Source organism: Rhizobium lusitanum, assembly GCF_014189535.1.
GTDB classification, from domain to species: Bacteria; Pseudomonadota; Alphaproteobacteria; order Rhizobiales; family Rhizobiaceae; genus Rhizobium; species Rhizobium lusitanum_C.
Genome location: NZ_CP050308.1, coordinates 260,468 through 285,460, shown reverse-complemented (window position 1 = coordinate 285,460; position 24,993 = coordinate 260,468). Strand labels below are relative to the sequence as shown.

The following is a 24,993-nucleotide window of genomic DNA, read 5'->3' as shown; positions in this document are numbered from 1 at the left end:
GTTGATTTCATACACCGAGCAGGACACTGCCCAATGACATGGTCTCGCCGCTCATTGTCAGCGATATCACGATAGCCAACATGAACGCCGCAAAACAAGCAAAAATTAGTCCATCGACTCGATCCATGACACCGCCATGGCCGGGAATCAGGTGGCTGGAGTCCTTGACGCCGAAGCGGCGCTTCATGAAAGACTCGAATAAATCGCCGGTTTGGCTACAAATCGACAGCACCAGCGCGAGCACCGGAATCCATAAACCATCTGCAGAGAAATAACTCCAGACGACGGCAGTTCCGGCAACCACGGCGGCGATTGCGCCGCCGATGGCGCCCGACCATGTCTTGCCCGGTGATATGCGTGGCGCAAGCTTTGGTCCGCCGATGGCACGGCCGACGAAATAGGCGAAAATATCCGTCGCCCATACTGTGGCGAAGATGAACAGCATCAGCACGAAGCCGCGCAGGTCATCGTCGCGGATCTCCGCAAGGGCGATGGCGGTCAACCCGGCATAGAATATTCCGCCGGGCAGCCACCAGCTTTTACCGCGCATGGCGACCATGATCGCGGTCACCGCAACAAAAGCGAACAGCACCTCGACGGAATAAACCGATTCTTCCATCAGCGTTGCGCCGGAAATCAACACCAGCCCCAGCCAGGCAAGCGCGTTGCCCTGCGGATCCTGGCCATGAAGATCCGAGATTGTCGACCATTCATAATAGACGAGCAAGCCAATCGCCACCGCCAGCAGACGGAAGCTCAGACCGCCGTACCAGGTGGCAACGAGAACGATTGCGGCAAGAATGATGCCAGAAATAATGCGCAGCCTGAGTTCGCGACTCATCAAGACCCCACGGCCGCCGCCTGCTTGGCGGAAAGACCGCCAAAACGCCGATCGCGCGCGGCATATTTTTCCAGCGCGGAGAAAAAGAGGTCGCGGCTAAAGTCCGGCCAGTATTCCGGCATGAACATGAATTCCGAATAGGCGGCCTGCCAGAGCAGGAAGTTCGACAGCCGCTCTTCACCGCTGGTGCGGATGATAAGGTCCGGATCGGGAATTCCGGCCGTGTCCAGGCGGGCTCCGACCAGTTCGGGGCTGATGTCCTGCGGGCGCAGCCGCCCAGCCTCGACGTCCCTGGCAAGGCTGACGAGGGCGCGGGCGATTTCATCGCGCGAACCGTAGTTGAAGGCGATGACCAGCGTGAGGGCAGTGTTGTCCCTGGTGGTCTCCTCCGCCTCGATCAACAATGGCAAGATGTCGCCGCGCAGATTGTTGCGGTCGCCGATCACGCGGATACGGACATTCTGGCGATGCAATTCGGCAAGGTCTCGCCGAATAAATGCCTTCAGGAGACCGAGGAGATCGCTCACCTCTGTCTCCGGTCGACGCCAGTTCTCCGACGAGAAGGCAAAAAGGGTCAGATATTTTACACCGATGTCGCCGGCTGCCCGCACGGTTTCGCGCACCGCCTCCACGCCCTTACGGTGACCCATGGTTCGCGGCAGGCCGCGTGCATTGGCCCATCGCCCGTTGCCATCCATGATGATGGCAACGTGTTCAGGTATGGCAGAGAAGGTCGGAAGTGACATATGGGTCCAGTTTTGTTCGGCAGGAAAGGTTCTGGCCTCTTAATCTAGAGCACCCTCGCCGCTTTCAATATCTCGTGATCGAAAGCGCGATGCCCCAGACTGAAATCAAACCTGCATGATTTCCTTTTCCTTGTCGACTAGCAAGCGGTCGATATCCGAAATCGTTTCATCCGTCATCTTCTGCACACGCTCGGACAAGGAGCGGCTTTCGTCCTGACCGATCTCACTGTCCTTTTCGGCCTTTTTGAGACCGTCCATGCCGTCGCGACGAACATGGCGAATCGCCACCTTTGCCTTCTCGGCATATTCATGGGCGACCTTAACCAGCGAGCGGCGACGCTCCTCGTTAAGCTCCGGCAGCGGAATTCGCAGGCTCTGCCCATCGATGATCGGATTGAGACCGAGATTGGATTCGCGGATGCCACGCTCGACCGCGCCGACCATCGACTTGTCCCAGACCGAGACCGACAGCATGCGCGGTTCGGGAACCGTGATGTTTGCCACCTGATTCAGCGGCATGCGCGAGCCATAGGCGTCAATCGTCACCGGGTCGAGAATGTTGGCGGACGCGCGCCCGGTGCGAAGCGACGCGATGTCGCTCTTGAATGCCGCAATGGCGCCGTCCATGCGGCGCTTCAATTCCTTGAGGTCAGTGCCTTCACTCATGTTTATACTCCCGTCTAATAGGCGGCGCCGGGAAGGTCCGGTGCCACAGGAACGTCAATTGTCTGATACGATGGTCTTGCGGCCGCCGCCGGTCAAGATTTCCGCGAAGCCGCCCTTTTCATGAATGGAAAAGACGATAATCGGAATGGAGTTTTCCCGCGCCAGCGCCACAGCGGCCACATCCATGACGGCGAGCCCCTTTTCCAGCACCTGGCTGTGGGTCAATTGTTCGAAGCGAGTCGCATCCGGGAACTTCTTCGGATCGGCGGAATAGATGCCGTCGACCTGCGTGCCCTTGAAGATCGCCTGGGCGCCCATTTCGGCGGCACGCAAAGCTGCGGCTGAATCAGTGGTAAAGAAGGGATTGCCGGTGCCGCCGGCAAAGATCACCACACGGCCAAGCGAGAGGTGATAGAGCGTGGCGCGTTGCGAGAAGCTCTCACAGATCTCCGGCATGGAGATAGCCGACAGAACGACGGTGTCGATATCGAGCTTGCGCAGCGACGTCGCCAGCGCCAGCGCGTTGATGATGGTTCCCAGCATGCCCATGTGATCGCCGGTTACGCGGTCGCCACCCTTGGAGGCCACTGCGACGCCGCGGAAAATATTGCCGCCACCGACGACGACGCCAACTTCGACGCCCATTGCGCGCGCTTCTGCAATATCAGAGGCAATCCGGTCAGAGACGGTCACATCGATACCGAACCCCTGGCTGCCCATCAGAGCTTCGCCAGAGGCCTTGAGCAACACACGCTTGTAGATCGGCTGAGACATCATGGCTCCTTGAAGTGATCGCGGGGAAGATTGTGAAAGCCGGATACACGAAGGGCATCGCGTTGTCACGCGATGCCCACGGGTTTTCCCGGATATGGTTTCACCTATCTGGGGTATGGTTTCGTTTCGTCAACAGACGAAACGAATTCGATGGTCAGCCCTTGGCCACGGCGGCGACTTCAGCGGCGAAGTCAGATTCTTCTTTCTCGACGCCTTCGCCGAGCAGCAGACGCGCCATACCGACGACTTCGATCGAGGCACCGGCGGTCTTTTCAGCTTCCTTGATGGCAGCAGCGACCGTCAGGTCCGGGTTGATGACGAAAGCCTGCGAGAGAAGAGCGACTTCCTCGAAGAACTTGCGCATGCGGCCTTCCACCATCTTTTCGATGATTGCTTCCGGCTTGCCGGATTCGCGGGACTGCTCGATGAAGACGTTGCGTTCGCGCTCGGCGACTGCCGCATCGACGTCATCGGCGCGGATAGCCAGCGGGTTGGTAGCAGCAATGTGCATGGCAACCTGGCGGCCGATCGACGTCAGAACGGCCTTGTCACCGACCGACTTCAGGGCGACCAGAACGCCGAGCTTGCCGATACCGTCGCCGGCAGCGTTGTGGATGTAGGTTGCCACGACGCCGTGCTCGACTTCCAGCTTAGCGGCACGACGAAGCGTCATGTTCTCGCCGATGGTTGCGATTGCGTCCTTGATAGTGTCGACGACCGGCTTGCCGGATGCGGGATAGGTCGCAGCGGAAATGGCTTCGACCGTGCCGTCGGTGGACAGGGCAACTTCGGCGATGCCGCGAACGAGTTCCTGGAAGGCATCGTTACGGGCAACGAAGTCGGTTTCGGAGTTGAGCTCGACGACAACGGCCTTGTGACCGGCGCCGGCAATAGCAACCAAACCTTCAGCGGCGGTACGACCGGACTTCTTGTCGGCCTTGGATATGCCCTTGGCGCGCAGCCAGTCGATAGCAGCTTCGATATCGCCGTTAGTTTCGATCAGCGCCTTCTTGCAGTCCATCATGCCCGCGCCAGACTTTTCGCGCAGTTCCTTCACCAGTGCAGCCGTAATCTCGGTCATAAGCTTCCTCTTGTCGGTTCATACGGTGCGGCATGCGGCTTTGAGCCAAAGCGGCACCGATTTGAGGGACGAAATGTACTCGTAAGTATGACAGCGTTATGAAGCTGCATCATACCGTGGAATTCTTGATTGGAACACGCCTGGATTCATCGCCCAGGCAACTCGCCATCCTAAACAGAACAAGGCCGCTCGAACTCCTGAAAGTCGCAAACGGCCTTATCCCGGATGTCAATACGCTCGGGCGGACAAGTGTCTGTCCGCCGCGGGGCGTGATCAGGCTTCGGTGCCGCCTTCGACCAGGGTCGGCTCGACCATAGCTTCGATGGAAGCGCCGAGGTCACGGCCGGATGCGCTCTGCTGGCGAGCGATGCCGTCGATGGCAGCGCGTGCGATCAGGTCGCAGTAGAGAGCGATGGCGCGCGAGGCGTCGTCGTTGCCCGGGATCGGATAGTCGATCAGGTCCGGATCGCAGTTCGAGTCAATGATGGCAACGACCGGGATGCCGAGGCGCTTGGCTTCGTCGATCGCGATCTTTTCCTTGTTGGTGTCGATGATGAACATCAGGTCCGGGGTGCCGCCCATATCGCGGATACCGCCGAGAGCCTTGTCCAGCTTTTCGCGCTCGCGCTCAAGGTTCAGACGTTCCTTCTTGGTGAAGCCCTGGGCGTCGCCGTTGAGGATTTCGTCGAGCTTGCGCAGACGCTGGATGGAATTCGAAATCGTCTTCCAGTTGGTCATCATGCCGCCGAGCCAGCGGGCGTTGACGTAGTACTGAGCCGAGCGCTTTGCGCTGTCGGCAATCAGTTCAGACGCCTGACGCTTGGTGCCAACGAACAGAACGCGGCCGCCACGGGCAACGGTGTCGCTAACGACCTGAAGAGCACGGCTCAGCAACGGAACCGTCTGGGCAAGGTCGATGATGTGGATGTTGTTACGATCGCCGAAGATGTACGGCTTCATCTTCGGGTTCCAGCGATGTGTCTGGTGGCCGAAGTGAATGCCAGCTTCCAGAAGCTGACGCATAGAAAAATCGGGCAATGCCATGCCTTTGAATCCTTTTCCGGTTGAACCTCCGCAAGGCAAACAGCACCCTCTTCGAGGATGCCACCGGGCGGAACGATCCGGATTTCTCCCGGACAATCCCATGCCTTACGTGTGGAATGCGGCTGGCCATACATTCGATTCACCGCGAATGCAAGGGCGAGGCAGAAAAAGAGCGATTTGGGCCGCGTTAGCCCGATGCTTTACTGGCAGGCCTTGGCGTCAAGCACTTCCAGCTTGGAGAGTTTGCCGGTCAGCACGAAGTCACCGTAATCCATGGTGAGATCGCGGGTGATGCCGTTTTCATAGAGTTTGAACGACATGCGGTAGACCGGTATGGCATCGCCCTTGGACTTCTCATTGAAATAGGCAACGGTCACCGGCCAGAACGATGTCTTGGCGAAGGCCCCTGCCTTGTCGGCATCGGGATCGTCGGTGGCGGGCGTTTCCTGCTTGCCGACGACGGTGGTGGCGAGCAACGGCTTGTCGCCGTCATCTGAACCGTCGAAAACCTGGGCCTCGAAGAAATTCTTGCCCAGCTTGGCATTGTGGATGATGTCGAGCATGTGCTCCGTCGGAAACCGGCTCTGGATGAGTTCGATCTGTTTTGCCTGCGGCTGGGTCAGATCAACCTTAATGCCCTTCTGATCGTCCGCCGCAGCACCGCGCACGTCCTTATCCAGTTGATTGTCGGTATAGGACTTCGTCTCGAAGCGGAATGTGCGCTTGTCGAGATCCTCGAACGTGGTCGTCTGCTGGTCGCTGACGCGCGTGGCGTCGCCGGTGTCGATCTGCGTGACGAAGCGGAAATTGGTGGTGAAACCGGCGCAATCGGAGCCGTCGAATTCATAGACCATGCGGCCGAACATGCCGGCAATGCCGGAGCGGTCGGTAGCGTCCTTGAGCTCGAGATCGTAGACGGCGCGATGCGCGATCAACCCGCTCGGACCGGCCGCATGGGCGGGTACGCCCAGAGATGCGACGCCTAAACTCGAAACAACAACGGCGGCAAGACTCGAGCGGAACATTCATTATCTCCTGTTGGACTCGCACGCGATGTTATAAGAACGCTTTCGGCTAAAACGAGGCCGCCGGTCCCTATTATGGGAATATAATCTTGATGCCGGATTTTTGACAGTTTTACAACAAAACGGGAGATGAAAATGTCCAACGCTATAGAGGTCCGTCTGAAGGAGCTTGGCATTGTCCTGCCGCAAGCCGCCGCGCCGGCTGCGAATTATGTTCCTTATGTTATCAGCGGCAATCTTCTTTATCTCTCCGGACAGCTGCCGATGGAAAACGGCAAGATCGGCGTCGCCGGCCATCTCGGCAAGGATGTCGACGTTGCCGGTGGCCAACGCGCCGCTGAGCTTTGCGCCATCAATATCCTCGCTCAGGCGAAAGCGGCCCTGGACGGCGATCTCAGCCGTATCAAGCGCCTGATCAAGCTGAACGGCTTTGTCGCCTCGGTGCCAGAGTTCGTCGAACAACATCTTGTGATCAACGGCGCCTCCAATCTTCTGGCAAATGTACTCGGCGAAGCCGGCAAGCATGCGCGCGCCGCCGTCGGCATGGCCGCATTGCCGTTCAACGCCGCCGTCGAGATCGATGCCATCCTGGAAATTGCATAATGAGCAAGATTGCCTGGCTGACCGAACGCCCCGTCGCCCATCGCGGCTACCACGACATGAACAAGCAGGTTTGGGAAAACACGCTCTCAGCCTTTTCCCGGGCGATCGAGGCAGGTTTTGCCATCGAATGCGATCTGCACTATGCCTCGGACGGCGTCCCCGTCGTCTTTCACGATGACGACCTGCAGCGCGTCTGCAATCTTCCCGTCGAAGTGCGCGACCGCACGTCGGGCGAACTCGGCCTGCTGTCGATCGGCGGCACAAAGGACAAGATCCCGACGCTGAAGCAACTCCTGCGGCTCTGCGACAGCAAGGTGCCGCTGGTACTCGAGCTCAAGGGCCGCGAAGGCGACGACGAAGGCTTTGCGGAAACCGTGCTCGAGGTGCTGGACGGCTACAAGGGTCCTGTGGCGCTGATGAGCTTCGACCATTGGCTGCTCAAGGACCTGAAGGCGCTCGATGCCCCCTACCCGGTCGGCCTGACGGCGGACGGAAATAAGCCCGAGACATTTTTTAAGCATGACGAAGCCATGCAGCTTGGGCTAGACTTCATCTCGTATTTCTATGGCCATCTGCCGAACCCATTCATCACGGCGCAGCGCCAGCGCGGCATTCCGGTTATCACCTGGACCGTGCGCGACGAAGCGGCCCGTCAACACACATTTGCCAACGCAGACCAAATGACCTTCGAAGGTTTTGATCCAAGGGAAAGTCCACCCCTCATTTCATGACAGACGAATTATCCATTCGCGTAGAACGTTCCTTCAAGAATATTGCTCCGGAGAGCTGGTCCAGGCTCGCCGGGGCATCGAGAACGGGTACGCTGCTGCCGTACAACCCGTTCGTCTCGCATGCCTTCCTGTCATCGCTGGAGGAGTCCGGCTCCGCAACCGACAGGACGGGCTGGCTTGGCAACCATCTGCTGCTCGAGACCGATAGCGGCGAGCTGATCGGCGCCGTCACCGGCTATCTCAAGAATCACAGCCAGGGCGAATATGTCTTCGATCATGGCTGGGCCGACGCCTTTGAGCGGGCGGGCGGGCGTTATTATCCGAAGCTGCAATGCTCCATTCCTTTCACGCCGGCGACTGGCCCACGGCTGCTGGTCGCCGAAGGTCAGAATCGCAACGCGATCCAGCCGGCGCTGGCCGAAAGCCTGAAGGAAGTGACCCGACAGATCGGCGTCTCCTCCGCCCACATCACCTTCCTGCCGGAGGACGAGGTTTCCGTCTTTGAGACGGATGGCTACCTGCATCGCACCGATCAGCAATTCCATTTCATCAATGACGGCTACGCCAATCACGACGCCTTTCTGGAAACACTGGCGTCCCGCAAGCGCAAGGCGCTGAAAAAGGAGCGCCGCACCGCTCTCGAGGACGGAATCAGCATCGACTGGTTGACCGGCAGCGACTTGACCGAAGACATATGGGACCAATTCTTTACTTTCTATATGGATACCGGCAGCCGCAAATGGGGCCGGCCCTACCTCACCCGCAAATTCTATTCGCTGATCGGCGAGCGCATGGCCGACGACATCCTGCTGGTGATGGCGAAGCGTGAGGGCCGCTATATCGCCGGCGCCATCAACTTCATCGGCGGCGACGCGCTCTATGGCCGGCATTGGGGCTGCATCGAGGACCATCCCTTCCTGCATTTCGAGGTTTGCTATCATCAGGCGATCGATTTCGCGCTGGCCAAGGGGCTGAAGCGGGTCGAGGCCGGCGCGCAAGGCGAACACAAGCTCGCACGCGGCTACCTGCCTGTTATCACGCATTCGGCGCATTATATCGGCCATCAGGGCCTGCGCCGCGCCGTTGCCGACTATCTGAAGCAAGAGCGTGAGCAAGTGGAAGAGATGAGCGAGATCCTGACGGAACACAGCCCCTTCCGCAAAGGCGAGCGGCAAGATAACTAGAGCAATTCCAGGAAAAGTGCGCTGCGGTTTTCCGTCCGGAATTGCGTAAAAACAAAGAGATAGAACGTTTCTACGCTTCCGTGAGGAGTAGAAACGTTCTAGCTGCTCAGCACAACCATAATCGGAAGACGAGGAGACCCTTCATGACCAGCCCGGCCTATGACACGAACAACATCTTCGCGAAGATCCTGAAGGGCGAAATCCCCTCTGTCCGCGTCTACGAGGACGAGCACACGATCGCCCTCATGGATGTCATGCCGCAGTCGCCTGGCCACACGCTGGTGCTACCGAAATCTCCGTCGCGCAACCTGCTGGATGCTGATCCGGCCGCCTTGCCGCATCTGATCACGACCGTCCAGAAGATCGCCGTCGCGGTTCAGGAGGCTTTCGATGCTGATGGCGTCTATATCGCCCAGTTCAACGAGCCGGCCGCCGGCCAGACGGTGTTCCATCTGCACTTCCACGTCATTCCGCGCCATGAAGGCATCGCGCTGAAGCCGCATTCGGGGAAGATGGAGGATGGTGCGATCCTGGCGGAGAACGCCAAGAAGATTATCGAGGCTCTGGGCTGAGTTTCAGCCGAAGGCGATCGTAACTGCTAAATCTCTTTATGAGATATACGTCATAAGCATATGAAAACGGCTGCATTGTTTCCAATGCAGCCGTTTTTTCTTAAGCGGTCGATTGCGGCCTACTTGCGCGGCACTTTCGGTACTGTGCTGCCCTTGCGCGGCGACTTGCCCTCCTGCACATCGCCATCGCTGGCGGGTGCCGTCTTCGGCGAGCGGCGGGCGTCCGAAGCAGTCCCGGCCTTGCCGACGCGGCTGCGGGTCTTGACGGTATCGCCGTCATCTTCTTCAACCTCGACCACCGCATCGACCACCTCGGCCTCCGGCTTTGGCCGGATGCGTGCGGTTTCGGAGACGGATTCGAGCACGATACCGGTCGTGCCGTCTTCCTTCTTGCCGACGGTGACCGTGACCACGCCACCCTTCTTCAGCTTGCCGAAGAGGATTTCGTTGGCCAGCGGCTTCTTGATGTTTTCCTGGATGACACGCGCCAGCGGACGGGCGCCCATCTTTTCATCGTAGCCCTTCTCGGAGAGCCAAGCGATCGCGTCCTCGTGCAGATCGAAGGTAACATTCCTCTCGGAAAGCTGTGCTTCCAGCTGCATGATGAACTTCTGCACGACCTTGTGGATGACAACGGTCGGCAGCGGAGCGAACGGAATGGTCGCATCCAGACGGTTGCGGAATTCCGGAGTGAAGAGCCGGTTGAGAGCCTCTTCATCTTCGCCCGTACGCTTGGCAGAGCCGAAGCCGATCGCAGCCTTGGCCATTTCCGATGCGCCCGCATTGGTCGTCATGATCAAGATGACGTTGCGGAAGTCGATCTTCTTGCCGTTATGGTCGGTCAGCGAGCCATGATCCATGACCTGCAACAGGATATTGAAGATATCCGGATGCGCCTTCTCGATTTCGTCGAGCAGGACGACGCTGTGCGGATGCTGATCGACACCGTCGGTCAGCAGGCCACCCTGGTCGAAGCCGACATAGCCGGGAGGTGCGCCGAGCAGACGGGAAACCGTGTGACGCTCCATATATTCCGACATGTCGAAGCGCAGCAGTTCGACGCCGAGCGACGAAGCAAGCTGCTTGGCGACTTCCGTCTTACCGACGCCCGTGGGGCCGGAGAAGATGTAGCAGCCGATCGGCTTGTTCGGTTCGCGCAGGCCTGCACGAGCAAGCTTGATCGCCGTCGACAGAGCCTCGATCGCCGTATCCTGGCCGTAGACAACCGAACGCAGCTCCTGTTCAAGGTTGGCGAGAACCATCTCGTCGTCCTTGGACACCGTCTTCGCCGGAATACGGGCCATGGTGGCGACCGTGATCTCGATTTCTTTCTCGGTGATCAGCTTACGACGCTTCGACGGCGGCAACAGCATTTGCGCCGCACCGGTTTCGTCGATGACGTCGATCGCCTTGTCCGGCAGCTTGCGGTCCGAAATATATCGAGCCGACAGCTCGACCGCCGACTTGATGGCGTCGTTCGTGTAGCGCAGGTGATGATACTCTTCGAAATAGGGCTTCAGGCCCTTCATGATTTCGATGGCATCCTCGATGCTCGGCTCGTTGACGTCGATCTTCTGGAAGCGGCGGACCAAGGCCCGGTCCTTCTCGAAGAACTGGCGGTATTCCTTGTAGGTGGTCGAACCGATGCAGCGGATTGCGCCCGAAGACAGGGCCGGCTTCAAGAGGTTCGACGCATCCATTGCGCCGCCGGAGGTCGCGCCGGCACCGATGACGGTATGGATCTCATCGATGAACAGCACGGCGCCGGGATATTCTTCCAGTTCCTTGACGACCTGCTTCAAACGCTCCTCGAAATCGCCGCGATAACGGGTGCCGGCGAGCAGCGTACCCATATCGAGCGAAAAGATCGTGGCATCGGCCAGAGCTTCTGGAACCTTGCCCTCGACGATACGCTTGGCAAGACCTTCGGCGATCGCCGTCTTGCCGACGCCGGGGTCGCCGACGTAGAGCGGATTGTTCTTCGAACGGCGGCACAGCACCTGGATGGTGCGGTTGACCTCCGAATGACGGCCGATCAACGGGTCGATCTTGCCGTTCTTGGCCTTCTCGTTGAGATTGACGCAGTAAGCCTTCAGCGCGTCCTGCTGCTTCTTGTTGTTACCCTCCTCCGGCTCGCCGCGGGAGGTCGGCTTGCTCTCGGATTCGCTGTCTTCGGCGCCGCGCGGCGCACGGGTCTGGGAGGCCCCCGGACGCTTGCCGATGCCATGAGAAATATAGTTGACCGCGTCATAGCGGGTCATTTCCTGCTCCTGCAGGAAGAAGGCCGCATGGCTTTCCCGTTCCGCGAAAATCGCGACGAGAACATTGGCGCCCGTCACTTCCTCGCGGCCCGAGGATTGGACATGGATGACCGCGCGCTGGATGACGCGCTGAAAGCCGGAAGTGGGCTTCGAGTCCTCGTCATAACCAGTGATCAGGTTTGAAAGTTCATTATCGACGTACTCAGTCAGCGTCTTACGGAGCGCGTCGAGATCAACATTGCACGCGCCCATCACAGCTGCGGCATCGGCGTCGTCAACCAAAGCCAATAGCAGATGTTCCAGCGTGGCATATTCGTGATGCCGCTCATTCGCGTAGGTCAGTGCCTGATGCAGCGCCTTCTCTAGACTAGGCGAAAATGTTGGCACGTTCAGATCCTCACTTCTTTTCCATAACACATTGCAGCGGATGCTGGTGCTGCCGGGCAAAATCCATCACCTGGCTCACCTTCGTTTCGGCTACTTCATATGTAAATATCCCGCATTCGCCGACGCCGTGGTTGTGGACAAGAAGCATAATGCGGGTGGCACTCTCGAGATCCTTTTGGAAGAAACGCTCCAGGATGTGGATCACAAACTCCATGGGCGTATAGTCGTCGTTCAAAAGCAGCACGCGGTAGAGATTGGGTTTCTTGGTCTTGGCCTTGGTGCGTGTAATTACCGAGGTCCCGCGATTGCCGTTATCCCCGTTCCTTTCGCCGTCTTTTTGCATCCGGATCGGCTCAGCGATCATTTCATTCATTCCTCAAATCATCCGGCAGAAGCTATCGCATTCGGACTTGGTAAACTGGATTGGCTAACTGACTCGGTCGGGCCGGATATCCGAACCTCTAACGTAGTTCATATTGACGCGATTTTAAGCCCCCTGCCGAACACTGCAATCACTATTCGTTGTCAAAACGGGCAATGATCAAAAAAGTCGCGGCCGCAACCGACCTGAAACCGGCAATCGGAAACGCAAAAGACCGGCTACGCCTCGCGCAGCCGGTCTTTCCGGAAATTACCAGCGCCAGGTGAAGCGCTTATGCGGCAGGCGCTACCGAGGCGACAGCTTTGCCAGTAGCCTTCGTGGCAGCGGCAATCGGCGCTTCGAAAGGCTTGTAAGCAGTCTTGGCGAGATCGGCGTACATTTCGCCCAGCTTTGTCGCCTCGGCAACGAAGCTTTCATAAGAGGACTTCACGAAGCTGCTTTGCAGTTCGAAAACGGCTTCAAAGCTCTTGACGCCGGCCAGCGTCTCGAAATGAGAAACGCCATCCTGGAACGACTTCTTGGAATATTCCGCGGTTTCAGCGGCAATCGCCTGAAAACCCTTGTTAACTTCGGAATAGTTCTTCAGCGCCGTGTCGATCGCTTCCTTGCCCTTATTATTGGCTTCATCGAAATTGAACATGTTATCTCCGTCCCTTTGCTGATTGGCCGATAATCGGTCTAGCGAGGGAAAATTTAAATGCAGCGCACAAATAGTCAAGTAGTCTTGTGCGTTGCAATATCTATTTAAGATTGCATTTCCAATTAAGATGAAGCGATGGCCAGAGCGGCCTCGAGGCATCCGTCTGATTTTACTAATATATATCAAGCAAGTTGCAACTGCAGGCTTTGCGAGAAAAATTCGCCCTTGCTGGAAAAATCCCGACTTCCGCCAAAACCAGACTGAACTCAGCTCGAAATCACGAGTATTTGCATCACTTACGAGCGATTACTCAAAAAAAGAGTCGCATTTCGATGAAATGCGACTCTCTGCGAAATCAGACACTATCGGAAATCGAAGTCTCTATTGGAGATCCATGTCCAGGATTGCCATGGAGAAGTTGTAGGAACGGTCGCCGTCCTCGTCGTCGATATAGACAACGCCCAGGAACTCTTCACCGAGATAGACTTCCGCGGAATCGTCCTTGCGCGGCCGGGCCTTGACCACCATCTGCGGGTTGAGCGTGCGTTTGAAATAGGCGTCGAGCTTCTTGATTTCGTCAGGCTTCACAATTTATCTCCGCGAGGAATCTCAGGTTGGCCGCTTCTTGCATAGGAAAAGCGGCAGTGTAAAGACCGGAAACGCGCCTTCCACCTTGGCTGGCGGCGCAAAACCCTGAACATCAAACAGGATTTTCCTTAGATTCCGGCGCCCATGATTTGGTCGACGATGATCTTCTCGGCGAGAAGCTGATCCATGGAGCGGGAGGGCTCCGAACAGCCGGCTTCCCCCACCACTTTGGCCGGCACGCCAGCCACCGTCGTCTTCGGCGGTACTTCCTTCAACACTACCGAACCGGCAGCGATGCGCGAGCAATGGCCGATCTGGATATTGCCGAGAATTTTCGCACCCGCGCCGATCAGCACGCCGTGAGCGATCTTCGGGTGACGGTCGCTGCCTTCCTTGCCGGTGCCGCCGAGGGTGACGCCATGCAGGATCGAGACATTGTCGCCGATGACGGCGGTTTCGCCGACGACCAGGCCGGTCGCATGATCAAGGAAGATGCCCTTGCCGATGCGCGCGGCCGGGTTGATGTCGGTCTGGAAAACGCTGGAGGAGCGGCTCTGCAGATAAAGCGCGAAATCGCGGCGGCCGCGATTGAGCAGCCAATGCGCCAGGCGATGGGTCTGGAGCGCATGGAAGCCCTTGAAATAGAGAACCGGCTCCAGGAAGCGCAAACAGGCAGGGTCGCGGTCATAGATGGCCTGGATATCGACACGCAGGATCGAGCCCCATTCCGGCCAGTCGGACAGCATTTCCTCAAAAGTCTGGCGCAGCAGAATGCCCTGCAGGTCCGGATGATCGAGACGCTCGCAGATCCGATAGATGACGCATTCTTCCAGCGACCGGTGATTGATGATCGTGGAATAGAGGAAGGCGGCCAGAAGCGGATCCCTATCGGCAGCGGCGCGGGCTTCCTCGCGCATGCTGTCCCAGATGGGATCGACGACCTTGACCGAACCTAAGCCTTCGATCGGGCGAATGTCCATTGCTGCGACCATTGGCGGTCTCCTGATTTCCTATTGGTAGGACATTATATAGAGTAAAAGTCCGACAACATAAATGGGTTAGGCGCGTATGAGTTTCGAGCATGATTTTGCCGGCGGCCTCCTGCGTGCAAGCTGCAGCGATGCCGTCGGCACTCTCACCATCGACAATCCCGACCGCAAGAATGCCGTCACCGCAGCAATGTGGCGTGCCATACCCCAAGCCATCCGCATTCTGACCGACAAAGCTCGTGCACATGTGATCGTCATTCGCGGCGCTGCGGGCGACTTTTCCGCCGGCGCCGACATCAGCGAATTCGACAGCCTGCGTAAGAATGCGGAAACCGCCATCGCCTACGAGGCGCTGAACAGCGCCGCCTTCACAGCCATCCGCCACTGCCGCGTGCCGACGATCGCGGCGATCCGCGGCATTTGTTACGGCGGCGGCTTCGGCATCGCAGCCGCCTGCGACCTGCGCGTCGCCGAGGAAGGCGCGCGCTTCTCGGTACCCGCCGTCCGCCTCGGCATCGCCTACCCCGCCGATGCGGTGCAGGATATCGTCAATGCGCTCGGACCACAGATGGCCAAGGTCGCCCTGTTCACCGGCGCGCCGATGCCGGCCGGCAAGATGGTTGCGGCCGGCTTCCTGCTGGAAGAGATCGCAGCCGATGCCTTCGACGGCGAGGTCTCGGCGCTTGCCCATGCGATCGCCACCAATGCGCCGATCGCGTTGCATGCCTCGAAGCTTGCGGTGCGGGCCGTCGTCGAACAGGATAGCGACCTTCTGCGCGAGGCGGAGATTATCGGCGCCGAGACGTTCGATAGCGCCGACTATGCCGAAGGTCGAGTCGCCTTCGCCGCGCGGAGGAAACCACATTTCACCGGGAAGTGACTTGATCCATCAACCGGCCAGCCGCTCGTAAAACTCCAGGACGGCTTTCTTGAACAGCTTGTCGCCAACGGCAAGCATATGATCACGGTTCGGGATATCCAGCACTTCGGCATGCGGCATCAGCGCGGCGAGTTCCTGCGCCGAGCCGGCAATGTCATCATTGGTACCGACGGCGATCAGCGTCGGCTGTTCGACTTTCGCGATGTCTTCTCTGGCAGCGAGATCGCGCGAGCCCTTGATGCAGGCGGCCAGCGCCTGGCGGTCGCTCTTGGTCTGATCGGCGAAGGCGCGGAACATGCGGCCGCGCTGATGCGTGACATCGTCCAGCGACGGCGCCAGCAGCGCATCGGCGATCGGATCCCAATCACCGACACCATCGACCATGCCGATGCCGAGACCGCCGAGCACCAGAGATCGAACGCGCTCAGGATGCGCCATCGCCAGAAAGGTCGAGACGCGCGCACCCATGGAATAGCCCATGACATGAGCCTCGGGAATGCCGAGATGATCGAGCAGAGCGACGGCATCCTCGGCCATGATCCAGGGATGGTAAGCATCGGCATCGTAGGATTTATCGCTGGCTCCATGGCCGCGATTGTCGATGGCGATGACGCGGTAGCCCGCATCCCCGAGCGTTTTGAGCCAACCCGGATTGACCCAATTGGCAATCGCGGTTGAGGCAAATCCGTGAATCAGCAGCACCGGCGGACCGTTTGGATCGCCCTCGTCGAAATAGGCGAGCTTCAACCCATCATGGGTGAAGTGAGAAAAGGCGGGGACATTCAGATTCATGGCAAGGTCTTTGCAAACATCGTCTCTTTGGCCCAGGACCTTATTTTATCGGCGATATCAGGTGAACCCCGCGCCTGCGAAAATCTGTGCGTCGAGCCGGACTTTCGCACTACACAATCGCCAAGAAGGATTATAAAGAAGGGCTACCAAGTCTGGCGCAACATTCATGCCATCCAGGGCAAGACGTATTCGGAGATCATCATGGCCGGCCACAATATTCCGCATTTCCAGAACGACGGCGGTCACCGCGTTATCGAGATCGGCGTGAAGGAATTCATGTGCACCGGCGCCTCGGTCCCCTACGACCATCCGCACATCTTCATCGATCTGGGTGACGAGAGCGAGAAGGTTTGTTCCTACTGCTCGACACTCTATCGCTACAATCCGTCGCTGAAGGCGGACCAGACCAATCCGGCCGGCTGCGTTTTCCAGTTCAAGGCCGCCTGATTCTACGAGACCGGATCGGACATAGCTGAATGCCGATCAAGAGCGCCGCGATCATCGGTGCCGGGATAGCCGGCCTCACGGCGGCGCTGGCGCTGGCGAGGCATGGCATTCGCTCTGAGATTTTCGAACAGGCCGAAGCGCTGACCGAGGTCGGCGCCGGCCTGCAGATCTCCCCAAATGCCTCCCGCATTCTCGACACGCTTGGCGTACTTGATGCGCTCCTGCCTGTCTGGCTGGAGCCGAAGGAAGTGCGGCTGGTCTCCGGCGCATCTCTCCGGCTGATAGCATCCGTTCCCTGCGGCAGCTTCGCCAAAGAGCGCTGGGGCTCGCCCTATGGGGCGGTGCATCGCGCCACGCTGCAAAAGGCGCTTCTTGACGCGGCAATTGCCAATCCACTCTGTACGCTGCATCTCGGTCGGCAAATCGACGCAACGAACCGGCAAGCGCTTGATGCGACCGTTGGCGATAAGCCGGATCTGATTATCGGCGCCGATGGCGTCTGGTCGAAGGCGCGCGCGCTGGTGCCCGGCGGCCCCTCTCCTATTTTTTCCGGCAACATCGCCTGGCGCTTTACCATCCCCGAAGCACTGGCTCCCTCCATCCTCGACAGAGCAAGCGTTACCGCGTTTCTCGGTACTTCCGCGCATCTCGTCAGCTATCCGATTCGGGAAAAATCCGCCTTCAACATCGTGGCAAATACCGCCGGAAGTAGTGCGAGCCACGACTGGAATACCAACGGCACCAAGACACAGCGCGATCATCTGCTGCGCCGCTTTTCGGGATGGAACAGCGCAATCACAAGGGTGCTGGAACAGCAGGAGCAGGCAAGCTTCTGGCCGCTCTACGAAGCAAGCGTCGGGCGCTGGCATAATGGCAGGGATCTCGTCCTCATCGGCGATGCAGCGCATGCGATGATGCCCTTTGCGGCCCAGGGTGCCGCCATGGCGATCGAGGATGCCTTCGAGCTTGCCGGCATGGTGGCTTCACGCCCCCTCGGCGAAGCGCTCGATCTTTTTGAAAGACACCGCGCGCCACGCATCGCGCGCCTGCGCCAGCGCGCCGCCTTCAACAAATTTGCCTATCACGCCCGTGGCCCCGTGCGGCTGGCGCGCGATCTGGTTCTATCCATGCGCCCGCCGCAAAGCCTCGCGGCGGACATGGACTGGATCTACGGCTACCGCGCCATCGGCTGATCAGGCCTCTTTGGCGGCCGCAAAGCCCTTTTCGATATCTGCCTTGATATCGGCGACGTCCTCGAGCCCGATCTGAAGACGCAGCACCGGCCCTTCCGTTGGCGCCTTGGTGACGCGTCGGTCCTTGAGATTGACGTGCAATGTAAGGCTTTCAAAACCGCCCCAGGAATAGCCGAGACCGAAAATCCGGAGCGCATCGAGAAAGGCATGCGCCTTGGCCTTGAATTTCTCCGGACTGTCGACGGCGAGCACAAAGGAGAAGATGCCGCTCGATCCCTTGAAGTCGCGCTTCCAGATCGCGTGGCTCGGGAAGCTCGGCAAGGCTGGATGCAAGACGCGCGCGACCTCCTCCCGGCCCTCGAGCCACTGTGCGATGGCAAGCGCACTTTCCTGATGCCGCTCCAGCCGCACACCCATGGTGCGCAAGCCTCGCAGCACCTGATAGGCATCATCCGGCGCGCCGCAGATGCCGAGTTGACCGTGGGCGTCCAGCAACTGCTTCCAATGCGCCGCATTGGCTGAGACCGTTCCCATCAGAATGTCGGAGTGACCGGCCGGATATTTCGTCGCCGCATGGATCGAGATGTCGACGCCATGATCAAGCGGCTTGAAATAGAGCGGCGTCGCCCAGGTATTATCCATAGTCACGACGCAGCCATGCCTGTGAGCGGCGGTCGAGATCGCGGAAATATCCTGCATTTCAAAAGTGTTGGAGCCCGGCGCCTCGGTATGCACCAATTTGGTATTCGGCCTGATCAACTGCTCGATGCCGGCGGCGATCAGAGGATCGTAATACTCCACCTCGACGCCGAGACGCTTCAGCATCGTGTCGCAGAAGAAACGCGTCGGCCCGTAGACCGAATCAACGACCAACGCGTGATCGCCGGCGGACAAAAAGGCAAGAAAAGGTACGGTGACCGCTGCAAGCCCCGACGGCACGAGGATCGTTCCAGCCGACCCCTCCAGCGCATCGATCGCCTCGCAGAGCGCATCCGTCGTCGGCGTGCCGCGCGTGCCGTAGGTATATTTCTGATCATGCGTCTCCATGGTCCGCGCATCGCGGAACAGCACCGTGGACGCACGAACCACCGGTGGATTGACGAAGCCGTGATAATCCGAGGGCGAATAGCCGATGTGGGTCAAACGCGTATTGATGCCGGCGTTTTGCAGCGGTGTGTCTTTGTCTTTCATGCCTGGATATGCCTTTGGCGCTGTGGGATTTCGATTTGTGGCGGCCAAGTCTGGCGGGGTCAACCCCGAATGGTTCAGTAGTTCCTACTATTACCACCTACAGAAATACCAAAACGACGGAATTTTACGCCGTTTTCGTGCATTTCTCGACAAAACACTGCCTAAACTGAAGCCAATTGCCCATTTTAAAGCCGCCGAGAGCAAAAATGCCGGAATATTCCTCAATAATTCGGGCAATGTCTTGACCCGAAATGCATTTACGAATGAGATAGGACTACTCGCACCGGGAGAGTGAGGAACACGGTTCTTCGAGAACCTGCTTCGGGAGCGATACATTTTAATTATAAAACAAGAGACAAAGGTTGGGAAAGATGAAAAAGATTGCTCTGTCCGCATTCCTCGGAGCGGCAGCATTGGCATACAGCGTTTCTGGCGCGTCGGCATCGACGCTGAGCGACGTTAAGGCCAAGGGCTTCGTCCAATGCGGCGTGAACACGGGCCTTCTTGGCTTCGCACAGCCAGATGCAACTGGGAACTGGGCCGGTTTTGACGTCGACTTCTGCAAGGCCGTCGCTTCGGCTGTTTTCGGAGATGCGACCAAGGTCAAGTACACACCCCTCAGCTCCAAGGACCGCTTCACCGCGCTGCAATCCGGCGAAGTCGACCTGCTGTCGCGCAACACGACCTGGACCATCAACCGCGATACGGCTCTCGGCCTCAACTTCCGTCCGGTCACCTATTATGACGGCCAGGGCTTCATGGTTCGCAAGGAACTGAACGTGAAGTCGGCTCTCGAGCTTTCCGGCGCCGCCGTCTGCGTCCAGTCCGGAACAACAACGGAACTCAACCTCGCTGACTACTTCAAGGCCAATAACCTTCAGTACAATCCGGTGGTCTTCGACAAGCTGGAGGAAGTTAACGCTGCCTACGATTCTGGTCGTTGCGACGTCTACACCACCGACCAGTCCGGTCTCTATTCGCTGCGCCTGACGCTGAAGAACCCCGACGATAACGTCGTTCTGCCGGAGATCATCTCCAAGGAGCCGCTTGGACCGGCCGTTCGCCAGGGCGACGAGCAGTGGTTCGATATCGTCAGCTGGACCGCTTACGCGCTGATCAACGCCGAAGAATTCGGCATCACGCAGAAAAACCTCGACGAGATGAAGGCTTCGCCGAACCCGGACATCAAGCGCTTCCTCGGCGCTGAGCAGGGTTCGACGATCGGTACCGACCTCGGCCTGACCAACGACTGGGCCTATAACGTGATCAAGGGCGTCGGCAATTATGGCGAAGTCTTCGACCGCAACATCGGCGCCGGCAGCCCGCTGAAGATCGCTCGCGGCCTGAACGCACTGTGGAGCAAGGGCGGCATTCAATACGCACCGCCGGTCCGCTAACCCGCGAACGGCTCGATTTTTGGAGAAAGGCGGCTTGCCGCCTTTCTCGCCTCAAGAAAACAAGCCTGAAACAGGCACACTGGGGAAAAATTCTGCATGGCAATTACCGTAAATTCGCCTGAGGGCGAGCGATCATTCGTATCAGCACTATACAATCCCAAAGTCAGGGGTGTGTTTTATCAGGCTCTCACCCTCGTCATTCTCGTGGCCGTCGGCTGGTTCCTCATCGAGAATACGATCGACAATCTGCACGCATTGAACCGCTCCTTCGGCTTTGGCTTCCTCGAAGGCCGTGCTGGCTTCAATCTGGGACAAACGCTGCTTCCCTTTTCAAGCGACTCCACCAATACCCAAGCGCTCCTCGTCGGCCTGCTCAATACACTTCTTATTTCAGCAGTTGGCATCGTCGGCGCAACGATCGTCGGCTTCATCATCGGCATCGGTAGACTTTCGAAGAATTGGCTGATCGCGAAGCTTTCCCAGACCTATGTCGAAATCTTCCGCAACATCCCGCCTTTGCTCGTTATCTTCTTCTGGTACAGCGGCGTTCTGGTGCTGCTGCCACAGGCCCGCGACGCCGTGCATCTGCCATTCTCCGCCTATCTCAGCAATCGCGGCCTTGCCTTTCCAAGCCCGATTTTCGGCGCGGGCATGTGGGCCGTCGGCCTTGCCTTCCTCGTCGCCCTCGCTGTGGTATTTTTCGTGGCGCGGTGGGCACACAAGCGCCAGGCGGCGACCGGCCAGCAATTCCACACGATCTGGGTATCGATCGGCGTATTGATCGGTTTGCCGCTATTGACCTTCCTTGCGGCGGGCCTGCCTCTCTCCTTCGATTATCCAGTTGCCGGCAAATTCAACCTGACGGGCGGGTCCGTTGTGGGACCTGAGTTCATCGCACTTCTCCTGGCGTTGTCTCTTTACACCGCGACCTACATTGCCGAAATCGTGCGCGCCGGTATTCTCGGTGTAGCAAAAGGCCAATCGGAAGCGGCAGGCGCACTCGGCCTTCACGCGTCGGCCGTCACCAGACTCGTGGTCATTCCGCAGGCAATGCGCATTATCATTCCACCATTGACGAGCCAATATCTCAACCTGATCAAGAACTCTTCGCTCGCCATCGCCATCGGCTACGCCGATCTCGTCGCCGTCGGCGGCGTGATCCTCAATCAGTCCGGCCGCGCGGTCGAAGTCGTCATCATATGGATGATCATCTACCTCGCCTTGAGCATCGCAACGTCGCTGTTCATGAACTGGTTCAATGCCAAGATGGCTCTGGTGGAGAGATAAGATGTCCAACATAAGCCAAAACTTTGTCAGCAAGACCCTTCTTCCGCCGCAGCCGGCTCCGGCAGGCGAAAAGGGCCCTGCTCACTGGATCCGGAAAAACCTGCTGGCGACACCGAAAGACGTGGTGTTGACGATCCTCGCCATCGCCCTTCTCGCTTGGGCCATTCCGCATATCGTCAACTGGCTGTTCACCCAGGCTGCCTGGACTGGCACCGATCGCAGCTTCTGCGCGACGACCGTGCAGGGTGGAACGCAGCCGGACGGTTGGAGCGGCGCTTGCTGGGCTTTCGTCCGCTCGAAATTCCTCATCTTCATGTTCGGCCTCTATCCGCCGGATGAACGCTGGCGTCCTGTGCTCGTTGCGATTCTGACGATTATCGCCTTCGTGCCGCTCATGATGCCATCACTTCCCAGGAAGGGATTGAACGCGATTCTGGCATTCTTCGTGCTGCCAATCGTTTCGTTCTTTCTGCTCTATGGCGGCTTCGGCCTAGAGGTCGTGGAAACGGAGAGATGGGGCGGCCTGCTGGTGACGTTGGTGATCGCCTTCGTAGCAATCGCGGTCTCGTTTCCATTCGGCATCGTGCTTGCACTCGGACGCCGCTCGAAAATGCCTGTCGTCCGCATGCTGTGTGTGGTCTTTATCGAGATCATCCGTGGCGTGCCATTGATCACGGTGCTGTTCATGGCCAGCTACATGCTGCCATTGTTCATGCCGCAGGGCTGGACGGTGGACAAGCTGCTGCGCGCCATAGTCGGCATCTCGATCTTCACCTCAGCCTATATGGCCGAAGTTATCCGTGGCGGCCTGCAGGCGGTTCCGAAGGGTCAGTTCGAGGGCGCCGATTCGCTCGGCCTCGGCTACTGGCAGAAAATGCGGCTGATCGTGCTGCCGCAGGCCATCAAGCTGGTCATCCCGGGTATCGTCAACACCTATATCGGCATGTTCAAGGACACGTCGCTGGTGGCGATCATTGGCATGTTCGATCTGCTCGGCATCGTCCGCCAGAATTTCGCCGACGCCACCTGGGCGAGCCCCGTGACACCGATCACCGGCCTGGTCTTCGCTGGATTGGTATTCTGGCTGTTCTGCTTTGGCATGTCGCGTTATTCAGGCTTCATGGAACGCCATCTCGACACTGGCCACAAACGATAAAAACTGAGGGAAAATAATATGGCTGACGCCCAACCGAAAAAAACTGACCATTTCCGATACGGAAGTCGCGGTTGAAATGATCAACATGAACAAGTGGTACGGCGATTTCCACGTACTGCGTGACATCAACCTCAAGGTCATGCGCGGCGAGCGCATCGTCATCGCCGGCCCGTCGGGCTCGGGCAAATCGACGATGATCCGGTGCATCAACCGGCTGGAAGAACACCAGAAGGGCAACATCTTCGTTGATGGCACCGAGCTCACCAACGACCTGAAAAAGATCGACGAAGTGCGCCGCGAAGTCGGCATGGTGTTCCAGCACTTCAATCTCTTCCCGCACCTGACGATCCTGGAAAATTGCACGCTGGCGCCGATCTGGGTGCGCAAGATGCCGAAGAAGCAGGCGGAAGAAATCGCCATGCACTTCCTCACCCGCGTCAAGATCCCGGAACAGGCGAAGAAATACCCGGGCCAGCTTTCCGGCGGTCAGCAGCAGCGCGTGGCGATTGCCCGCTCGCTTTGCATGAACCCGAAGATCATGCTGTTCGATGAGCCGACCTCGGCACTCGACCCGGAAATGATCAAGGAAGTGCTCGACACCATGGTGGGCCTCGCCGAAGAAGGCATGACCATGCTCTGCGTCACCCACGAAATGGGCTTTGCCCGCCAGGTCGCCAACCGCGTGATCTTCATGGACCAGGGCCAGATCGTCGAACAGAACTCCCCGAAGGAGTTCTTCGACAATCCGCAGCACGAGCGTACCAAGCTGTTCCTGAGCCAGATCCTGCACTGATCCGAGCGGATTAACGGACAATCAAAACCCGTCGGCTGTGATGCAGCCGGCGGGTTTTCTATTTGATGCGCGTTATCCGGCCATCGTCGCGATTAACCATCTTGACACCAGGAACAAACCAGAACATTGTGCGAACAAACAAGGACAGACACAATGGCATCCGGCGAAAAATTTATCATCCTTCCCTACAAGAAGAACCGTGGAAACCTGGTTCCAGGCGAAATGCGGCAGGCATCAAGCGCCGCTGGCGCCGAGAAGATCGCCTCCTCCATGTCCGCCCGCTTCATCGGCGTCGCGGCCTACTCCGTCATGGTCGACGAAGAGACCGGCGACATGACCGCCCCTCGCCTCCTTGCACGGCACGGCGAGATCGCGGATCTGAATGCTGCTTGATATCGCTCGTTAGCCGAGGCGTCTCAACCGCTCGAGACAAGCCTCAGTTTCGCGGTCGCTGCAGCTAGCGCCTGCGGGCTCATCTATAACCGTCGCCGGCGATCGAGGGCTCCTACTTGACGCCCTGGCCGCCTAAAGAGGCATATAGCGCGCCACCACGAACTCGATGTACTATTGCTCGCTGGGCAAGATGCAGTTTTCACAAGGCGTTGGGGAGCGGGGCGTGAAGAAGAGCGACAGGATAATCATGACACTCGCGCTTTTGAGCGCGGCAATCATCGTCATAAAGTTGTTCGGAGCGATGTCCGGATACGACGTGATCGAGATGGCGGTAAATGCCACTAGGCCTGCAAATGCTGGCGGCTGGTCAGTGGAGATACGCTGAGGCGCGGCACCCATGTCTTCGGGTTGGACACAAGATAAATTGGTGACCCCTGCTGGATTCGAACCAGCGACCACCTGCTTAGAAGGCAGGTGCTCTATCCAGCTGAGCTAAGGGGCCTTGAAAGCCAAGGTGCCGCGAGCTGTTCGCGGCGGGCACTACATGCCTGAAACTGCCGCCAAACTCAATGGGCGGCAAAATTAATCAGCAGCGGTCTCAATGAGTCCAAGGCTGGATGCGGCTGAAGCGGAAATTGTCGGTGTAGGAGACCACCTGGCGATTGGCGTCCTTCGGGGCGATGACGCGATATTCGATGCCCTCGCGCTGAGCATAGGCTTCGGCCTGCTCCTGCGTGTCGAAGGTCAGCTTGAGCTGCTGGCGCGTGTCGGCCGAGGAGGTGTAGCCCATGATCGGATCGATCTTGCGCGGGGTTTCCTGGTCGAATTCCAGAACCCAGAGGTGAGTCTTGGCCTTGCCGGACTGCATGGCGGTCTTTGCGGGACGGTAAATCTTGGCAGGCATTGCTGCATCGCCTCCGAATAAGCGGGACAGCCCGCTTTCTTGCTTC

Annotated in this window: 29 protein-coding genes and 1 tRNA gene; 14 read left to right on the top strand and 16 right to left on the bottom strand. The window is 58.5% G+C overall.

The window, feature by feature from the left end:
* Positions 1-7: 7 nt before the first annotated feature.
* The 7 genes from HB780_RS15210 to HB780_RS15180 all read right to left on the bottom strand — a co-directional run bounded on the left by HB780_RS15210 (position 8) and on the right by HB780_RS15180 (position 6,177).
* The gene (locus HB780_RS15210; protein WP_183693130.1) at positions 8-841 is read right to left on the bottom strand and encodes a phosphatidate cytidylyltransferase; all 834 of its coding nucleotides are present in this window, start codon (positions 839-841) and stop codon (positions 8-10) included.
* Positions 841-1,587 carry an isoprenyl transferase gene (locus HB780_RS15205; RefSeq protein ID WP_183693128.1) on the bottom strand — a complete coding sequence of 249 codons (747 nt, stop codon included), beginning with the start codon at positions 1,585-1,587 and terminating at the stop codon, positions 841-843. The genes HB780_RS15210 and HB780_RS15205 overlap by 1 nt, the downstream gene beginning before the upstream one ends.
* 105 nt (positions 1,588-1,692) lie before the next feature.
* Positions 1,693-2,253, bottom strand: a complete 561-nt coding sequence (frr, locus tag HB780_RS15200; protein ID WP_183693126.1) for a ribosome recycling factor — start codon at positions 2,251-2,253, stop codon at positions 1,693-1,695.
* A gap of 54 nt (positions 2,254-2,307) precedes the next feature.
* The gene (gene pyrH, locus HB780_RS15195) at positions 2,308-3,030 is read right to left on the bottom strand and encodes a UMP kinase (RefSeq protein ID WP_047454696.1); all 723 of its coding nucleotides are present in this window, start codon (positions 3,028-3,030) and stop codon (positions 2,308-2,310) included.
* Positions 3,031-3,181: 151 nt separating this feature from the next.
* On the bottom strand, positions 3,182-4,108 hold the full coding sequence (gene tsf / locus HB780_RS15190) for a translation elongation factor Ts (RefSeq protein ID WP_183693124.1): 927 nt from the start codon (positions 4,106-4,108) through the stop codon (positions 3,182-3,184).
* A 273-nt stretch (positions 4,109-4,381) separates the two neighbouring features.
* Positions 4,382-5,152 (bottom strand): 30S ribosomal protein S2, encoded by a 771-nt coding sequence (gene rpsB, locus HB780_RS15185; RefSeq protein ID WP_183693122.1) that lies wholly within the window; start codon positions 5,150-5,152, stop codon positions 4,382-4,384.
* Positions 5,153-5,352: 200 nt separating this feature from the next.
* Positions 5,353-6,177 (bottom strand): cell envelope integrity EipB family protein, encoded by an 825-nt coding sequence (locus HB780_RS15180; RefSeq protein ID WP_183693120.1) that lies wholly within the window; start codon positions 6,175-6,177, stop codon positions 5,353-5,355.
* Positions 6,178-6,312: 135 nt separating this feature from the next.
* Here HB780_RS15180 and HB780_RS15175 point away from each other — a divergent pair, with 135 nt between their 5' ends.
* The 4 genes from HB780_RS15175 (at position 6,313) to HB780_RS15160 (ending at position 9,267) form a co-directional block, all read left to right on the top strand.
* Positions 6,313-6,780, top strand: coding sequence for a RidA family protein (locus HB780_RS15175; protein WP_183693119.1), 468 nt, complete (start codon positions 6,313-6,315; stop codon positions 6,778-6,780).
* The gene (locus HB780_RS15170) at positions 6,780-7,511 is read left to right on the top strand and encodes a glycerophosphodiester phosphodiesterase (RefSeq protein WP_183693117.1); all 732 of its coding nucleotides are present in this window, start codon (positions 6,780-6,782) and stop codon (positions 7,509-7,511) included. The genes HB780_RS15175 and HB780_RS15170 overlap by 1 nt, the downstream gene beginning before the upstream one ends.
* Positions 7,508-8,695 carry a GNAT family N-acetyltransferase gene (locus tag HB780_RS15165; protein ID WP_183693116.1) on the top strand — a complete coding sequence of 396 codons (1,188 nt, stop codon included), beginning with the start codon at positions 7,508-7,510 and terminating at the stop codon, positions 8,693-8,695. The genes HB780_RS15170 and HB780_RS15165 overlap by 4 nt, the downstream gene beginning before the upstream one ends.
* 143 nt (positions 8,696-8,838) lie before the next feature.
* Entirely contained in the window at positions 8,839-9,267 is a 429-nt protein-coding gene (locus tag HB780_RS15160; protein WP_183693114.1) for an HIT family protein, read from the top strand.
* A gap of 119 nt (positions 9,268-9,386) precedes the next feature.
* Here HB780_RS15160 and clpA read toward each other — a convergent pair whose 3' ends face one another.
* The 5 genes from clpA to cysE all read right to left on the bottom strand — a co-directional run bounded on the left by clpA (position 9,387) and on the right by cysE (position 14,517).
* Positions 9,387-11,915, bottom strand: coding sequence for an ATP-dependent Clp protease ATP-binding subunit ClpA (gene clpA, locus HB780_RS15155; protein ID WP_183693112.1), 2,529 nt, complete (start codon positions 11,913-11,915; stop codon positions 9,387-9,389).
* Positions 11,916-11,925: 10 nt separating this feature from the next.
* The gene (gene clpS, locus HB780_RS15150) at positions 11,926-12,279 is read right to left on the bottom strand and encodes an ATP-dependent Clp protease adapter ClpS (RefSeq protein ID WP_183697151.1); all 354 of its coding nucleotides are present in this window, start codon (positions 12,277-12,279) and stop codon (positions 11,926-11,928) included.
* A 289-nt stretch (positions 12,280-12,568) separates the two neighbouring features.
* Entirely contained in the window at positions 12,569-12,937 is a 369-nt protein-coding gene (locus tag HB780_RS15145; RefSeq protein ID WP_183693110.1) for a phasin family protein, read from the bottom strand.
* A gap of 381 nt (positions 12,938-13,318) precedes the next feature.
* The gene (locus HB780_RS15140; protein WP_183693108.1) at positions 13,319-13,525 is read right to left on the bottom strand and encodes a DUF3126 family protein; all 207 of its coding nucleotides are present in this window, start codon (positions 13,523-13,525) and stop codon (positions 13,319-13,321) included.
* 128 nt (positions 13,526-13,653) lie between these two features.
* Positions 13,654-14,517, bottom strand: coding sequence for a serine O-acetyltransferase (cysE, locus tag HB780_RS15135; RefSeq protein WP_183693106.1), 864 nt, complete (start codon positions 14,515-14,517; stop codon positions 13,654-13,656).
* 76 nt (positions 14,518-14,593) lie between these two features.
* Here cysE and HB780_RS15130 point away from each other — a divergent pair, with 76 nt between their 5' ends.
* Complete coding sequence (locus tag HB780_RS15130; RefSeq protein ID WP_183693104.1) at positions 14,594-15,394, top strand: enoyl-CoA hydratase-related protein; 801 nt, start codon at positions 14,594-14,596, stop codon at positions 15,392-15,394.
* Positions 15,395-15,403: 9 nt separating this feature from the next.
* On the opposite strand, the gene HB780_RS15125 is transcribed toward HB780_RS15130, so the two are convergent.
* Positions 15,404-16,186: an alpha/beta fold hydrolase gene (locus HB780_RS15125; protein ID WP_183693102.1), complete on the bottom strand. Its 783-nt coding sequence runs from the start codon at positions 16,184-16,186 to the stop codon at positions 15,404-15,406.
* 201 nt (positions 16,187-16,387) lie between these two features.
* On the opposite strand from HB780_RS15125, the gene HB780_RS15120 reads away from it, so the two are divergent.
* Both HB780_RS15120 and HB780_RS15115 read left to right on the top strand, forming a co-directional pair.
* On the top strand, positions 16,388-16,633 hold the full coding sequence (locus tag HB780_RS15120) for a zinc-finger domain-containing protein (RefSeq protein WP_007693387.1): 246 nt from the start codon (positions 16,388-16,390) through the stop codon (positions 16,631-16,633).
* 29 nt (positions 16,634-16,662) lie between these two features.
* Positions 16,663-17,826, top strand: coding sequence for an FAD-dependent monooxygenase (locus HB780_RS15115; protein ID WP_183693100.1), 1,164 nt, complete (start codon positions 16,663-16,665; stop codon positions 17,824-17,826).
* On the opposite strand, the gene HB780_RS15110 is transcribed toward HB780_RS15115, so the two are convergent.
* Complete coding sequence (locus HB780_RS15110; protein ID WP_183693098.1) at positions 17,827-19,017, bottom strand: cystathionine beta-lyase; 1,191 nt, start codon at positions 19,015-19,017, stop codon at positions 17,827-17,829. It lies immediately after the preceding gene.
* A 37-nt stretch (positions 19,018-19,054) separates the two neighbouring features.
* Here HB780_RS15110 and HB780_RS15105 point away from each other — a divergent pair, with 37 nt between their 5' ends.
* The 7 genes from HB780_RS15105 to HB780_RS15075 all read left to right on the top strand — a co-directional run bounded on the left by HB780_RS15105 (position 19,055) and on the right by HB780_RS15075 (position 24,428).
* A complete protein-coding gene (locus tag HB780_RS15105; RefSeq protein WP_183693095.1) occupies positions 19,055-19,312 on the top strand; it encodes a hypothetical protein in 258 nt (85 codons plus the stop codon).
* A gap of 76 nt (positions 19,313-19,388) precedes the next feature.
* Positions 19,389-20,414, top strand: a complete 1,026-nt coding sequence (locus tag HB780_RS15100; RefSeq protein WP_183693093.1) for an amino acid ABC transporter substrate-binding protein — start codon at positions 19,389-19,391, stop codon at positions 20,412-20,414.
* Between the two features lie 96 nt (positions 20,415-20,510).
* Positions 20,511-21,701, top strand: coding sequence for an amino acid ABC transporter permease (locus HB780_RS15095; RefSeq protein ID WP_183693091.1), 1,191 nt, complete (start codon positions 20,511-20,513; stop codon positions 21,699-21,701).
* 1 nt (position 21,702) lies between these two features.
* The gene (locus tag HB780_RS15090; RefSeq protein WP_183693089.1) at positions 21,703-22,857 is read left to right on the top strand and encodes an amino acid ABC transporter permease; all 1,155 of its coding nucleotides are present in this window, start codon (positions 21,703-21,705) and stop codon (positions 22,855-22,857) included.
* A gap of 76 nt (positions 22,858-22,933) precedes the next feature.
* Positions 22,934-23,650: an amino acid ABC transporter ATP-binding protein gene (locus HB780_RS15085; protein WP_183693087.1), complete on the top strand. Its 717-nt coding sequence runs from the start codon at positions 22,934-22,936 to the stop codon at positions 23,648-23,650.
* Positions 23,651-23,803: 153 nt separating this feature from the next.
* Entirely contained in the window at positions 23,804-24,043 is a 240-nt protein-coding gene (locus HB780_RS15080; protein WP_007693372.1) for a hypothetical protein, read from the top strand.
* Between the two features lie 223 nt (positions 24,044-24,266).
* On the top strand, positions 24,267-24,428 hold the full coding sequence (locus tag HB780_RS15075) for a hypothetical protein (protein WP_183697696.1): 162 nt from the start codon (positions 24,267-24,269) through the stop codon (positions 24,426-24,428).
* Between the two features lie 40 nt (positions 24,429-24,468).
* Here the strand turns inward: HB780_RS15075 and HB780_RS15070 are convergent.
* Positions 24,469-24,545: transfer RNA gene (locus HB780_RS15070), tRNA-Arg, on the bottom strand.
* Between the two features lie 96 nt (positions 24,546-24,641).
* A complete protein-coding gene (locus HB780_RS15065; protein ID WP_153365732.1) occupies positions 24,642-24,947 on the bottom strand; it encodes an ETC complex I subunit in 306 nt (101 codons plus the stop codon).
* Positions 24,948-24,993 lie beyond the last annotated feature (46 nt).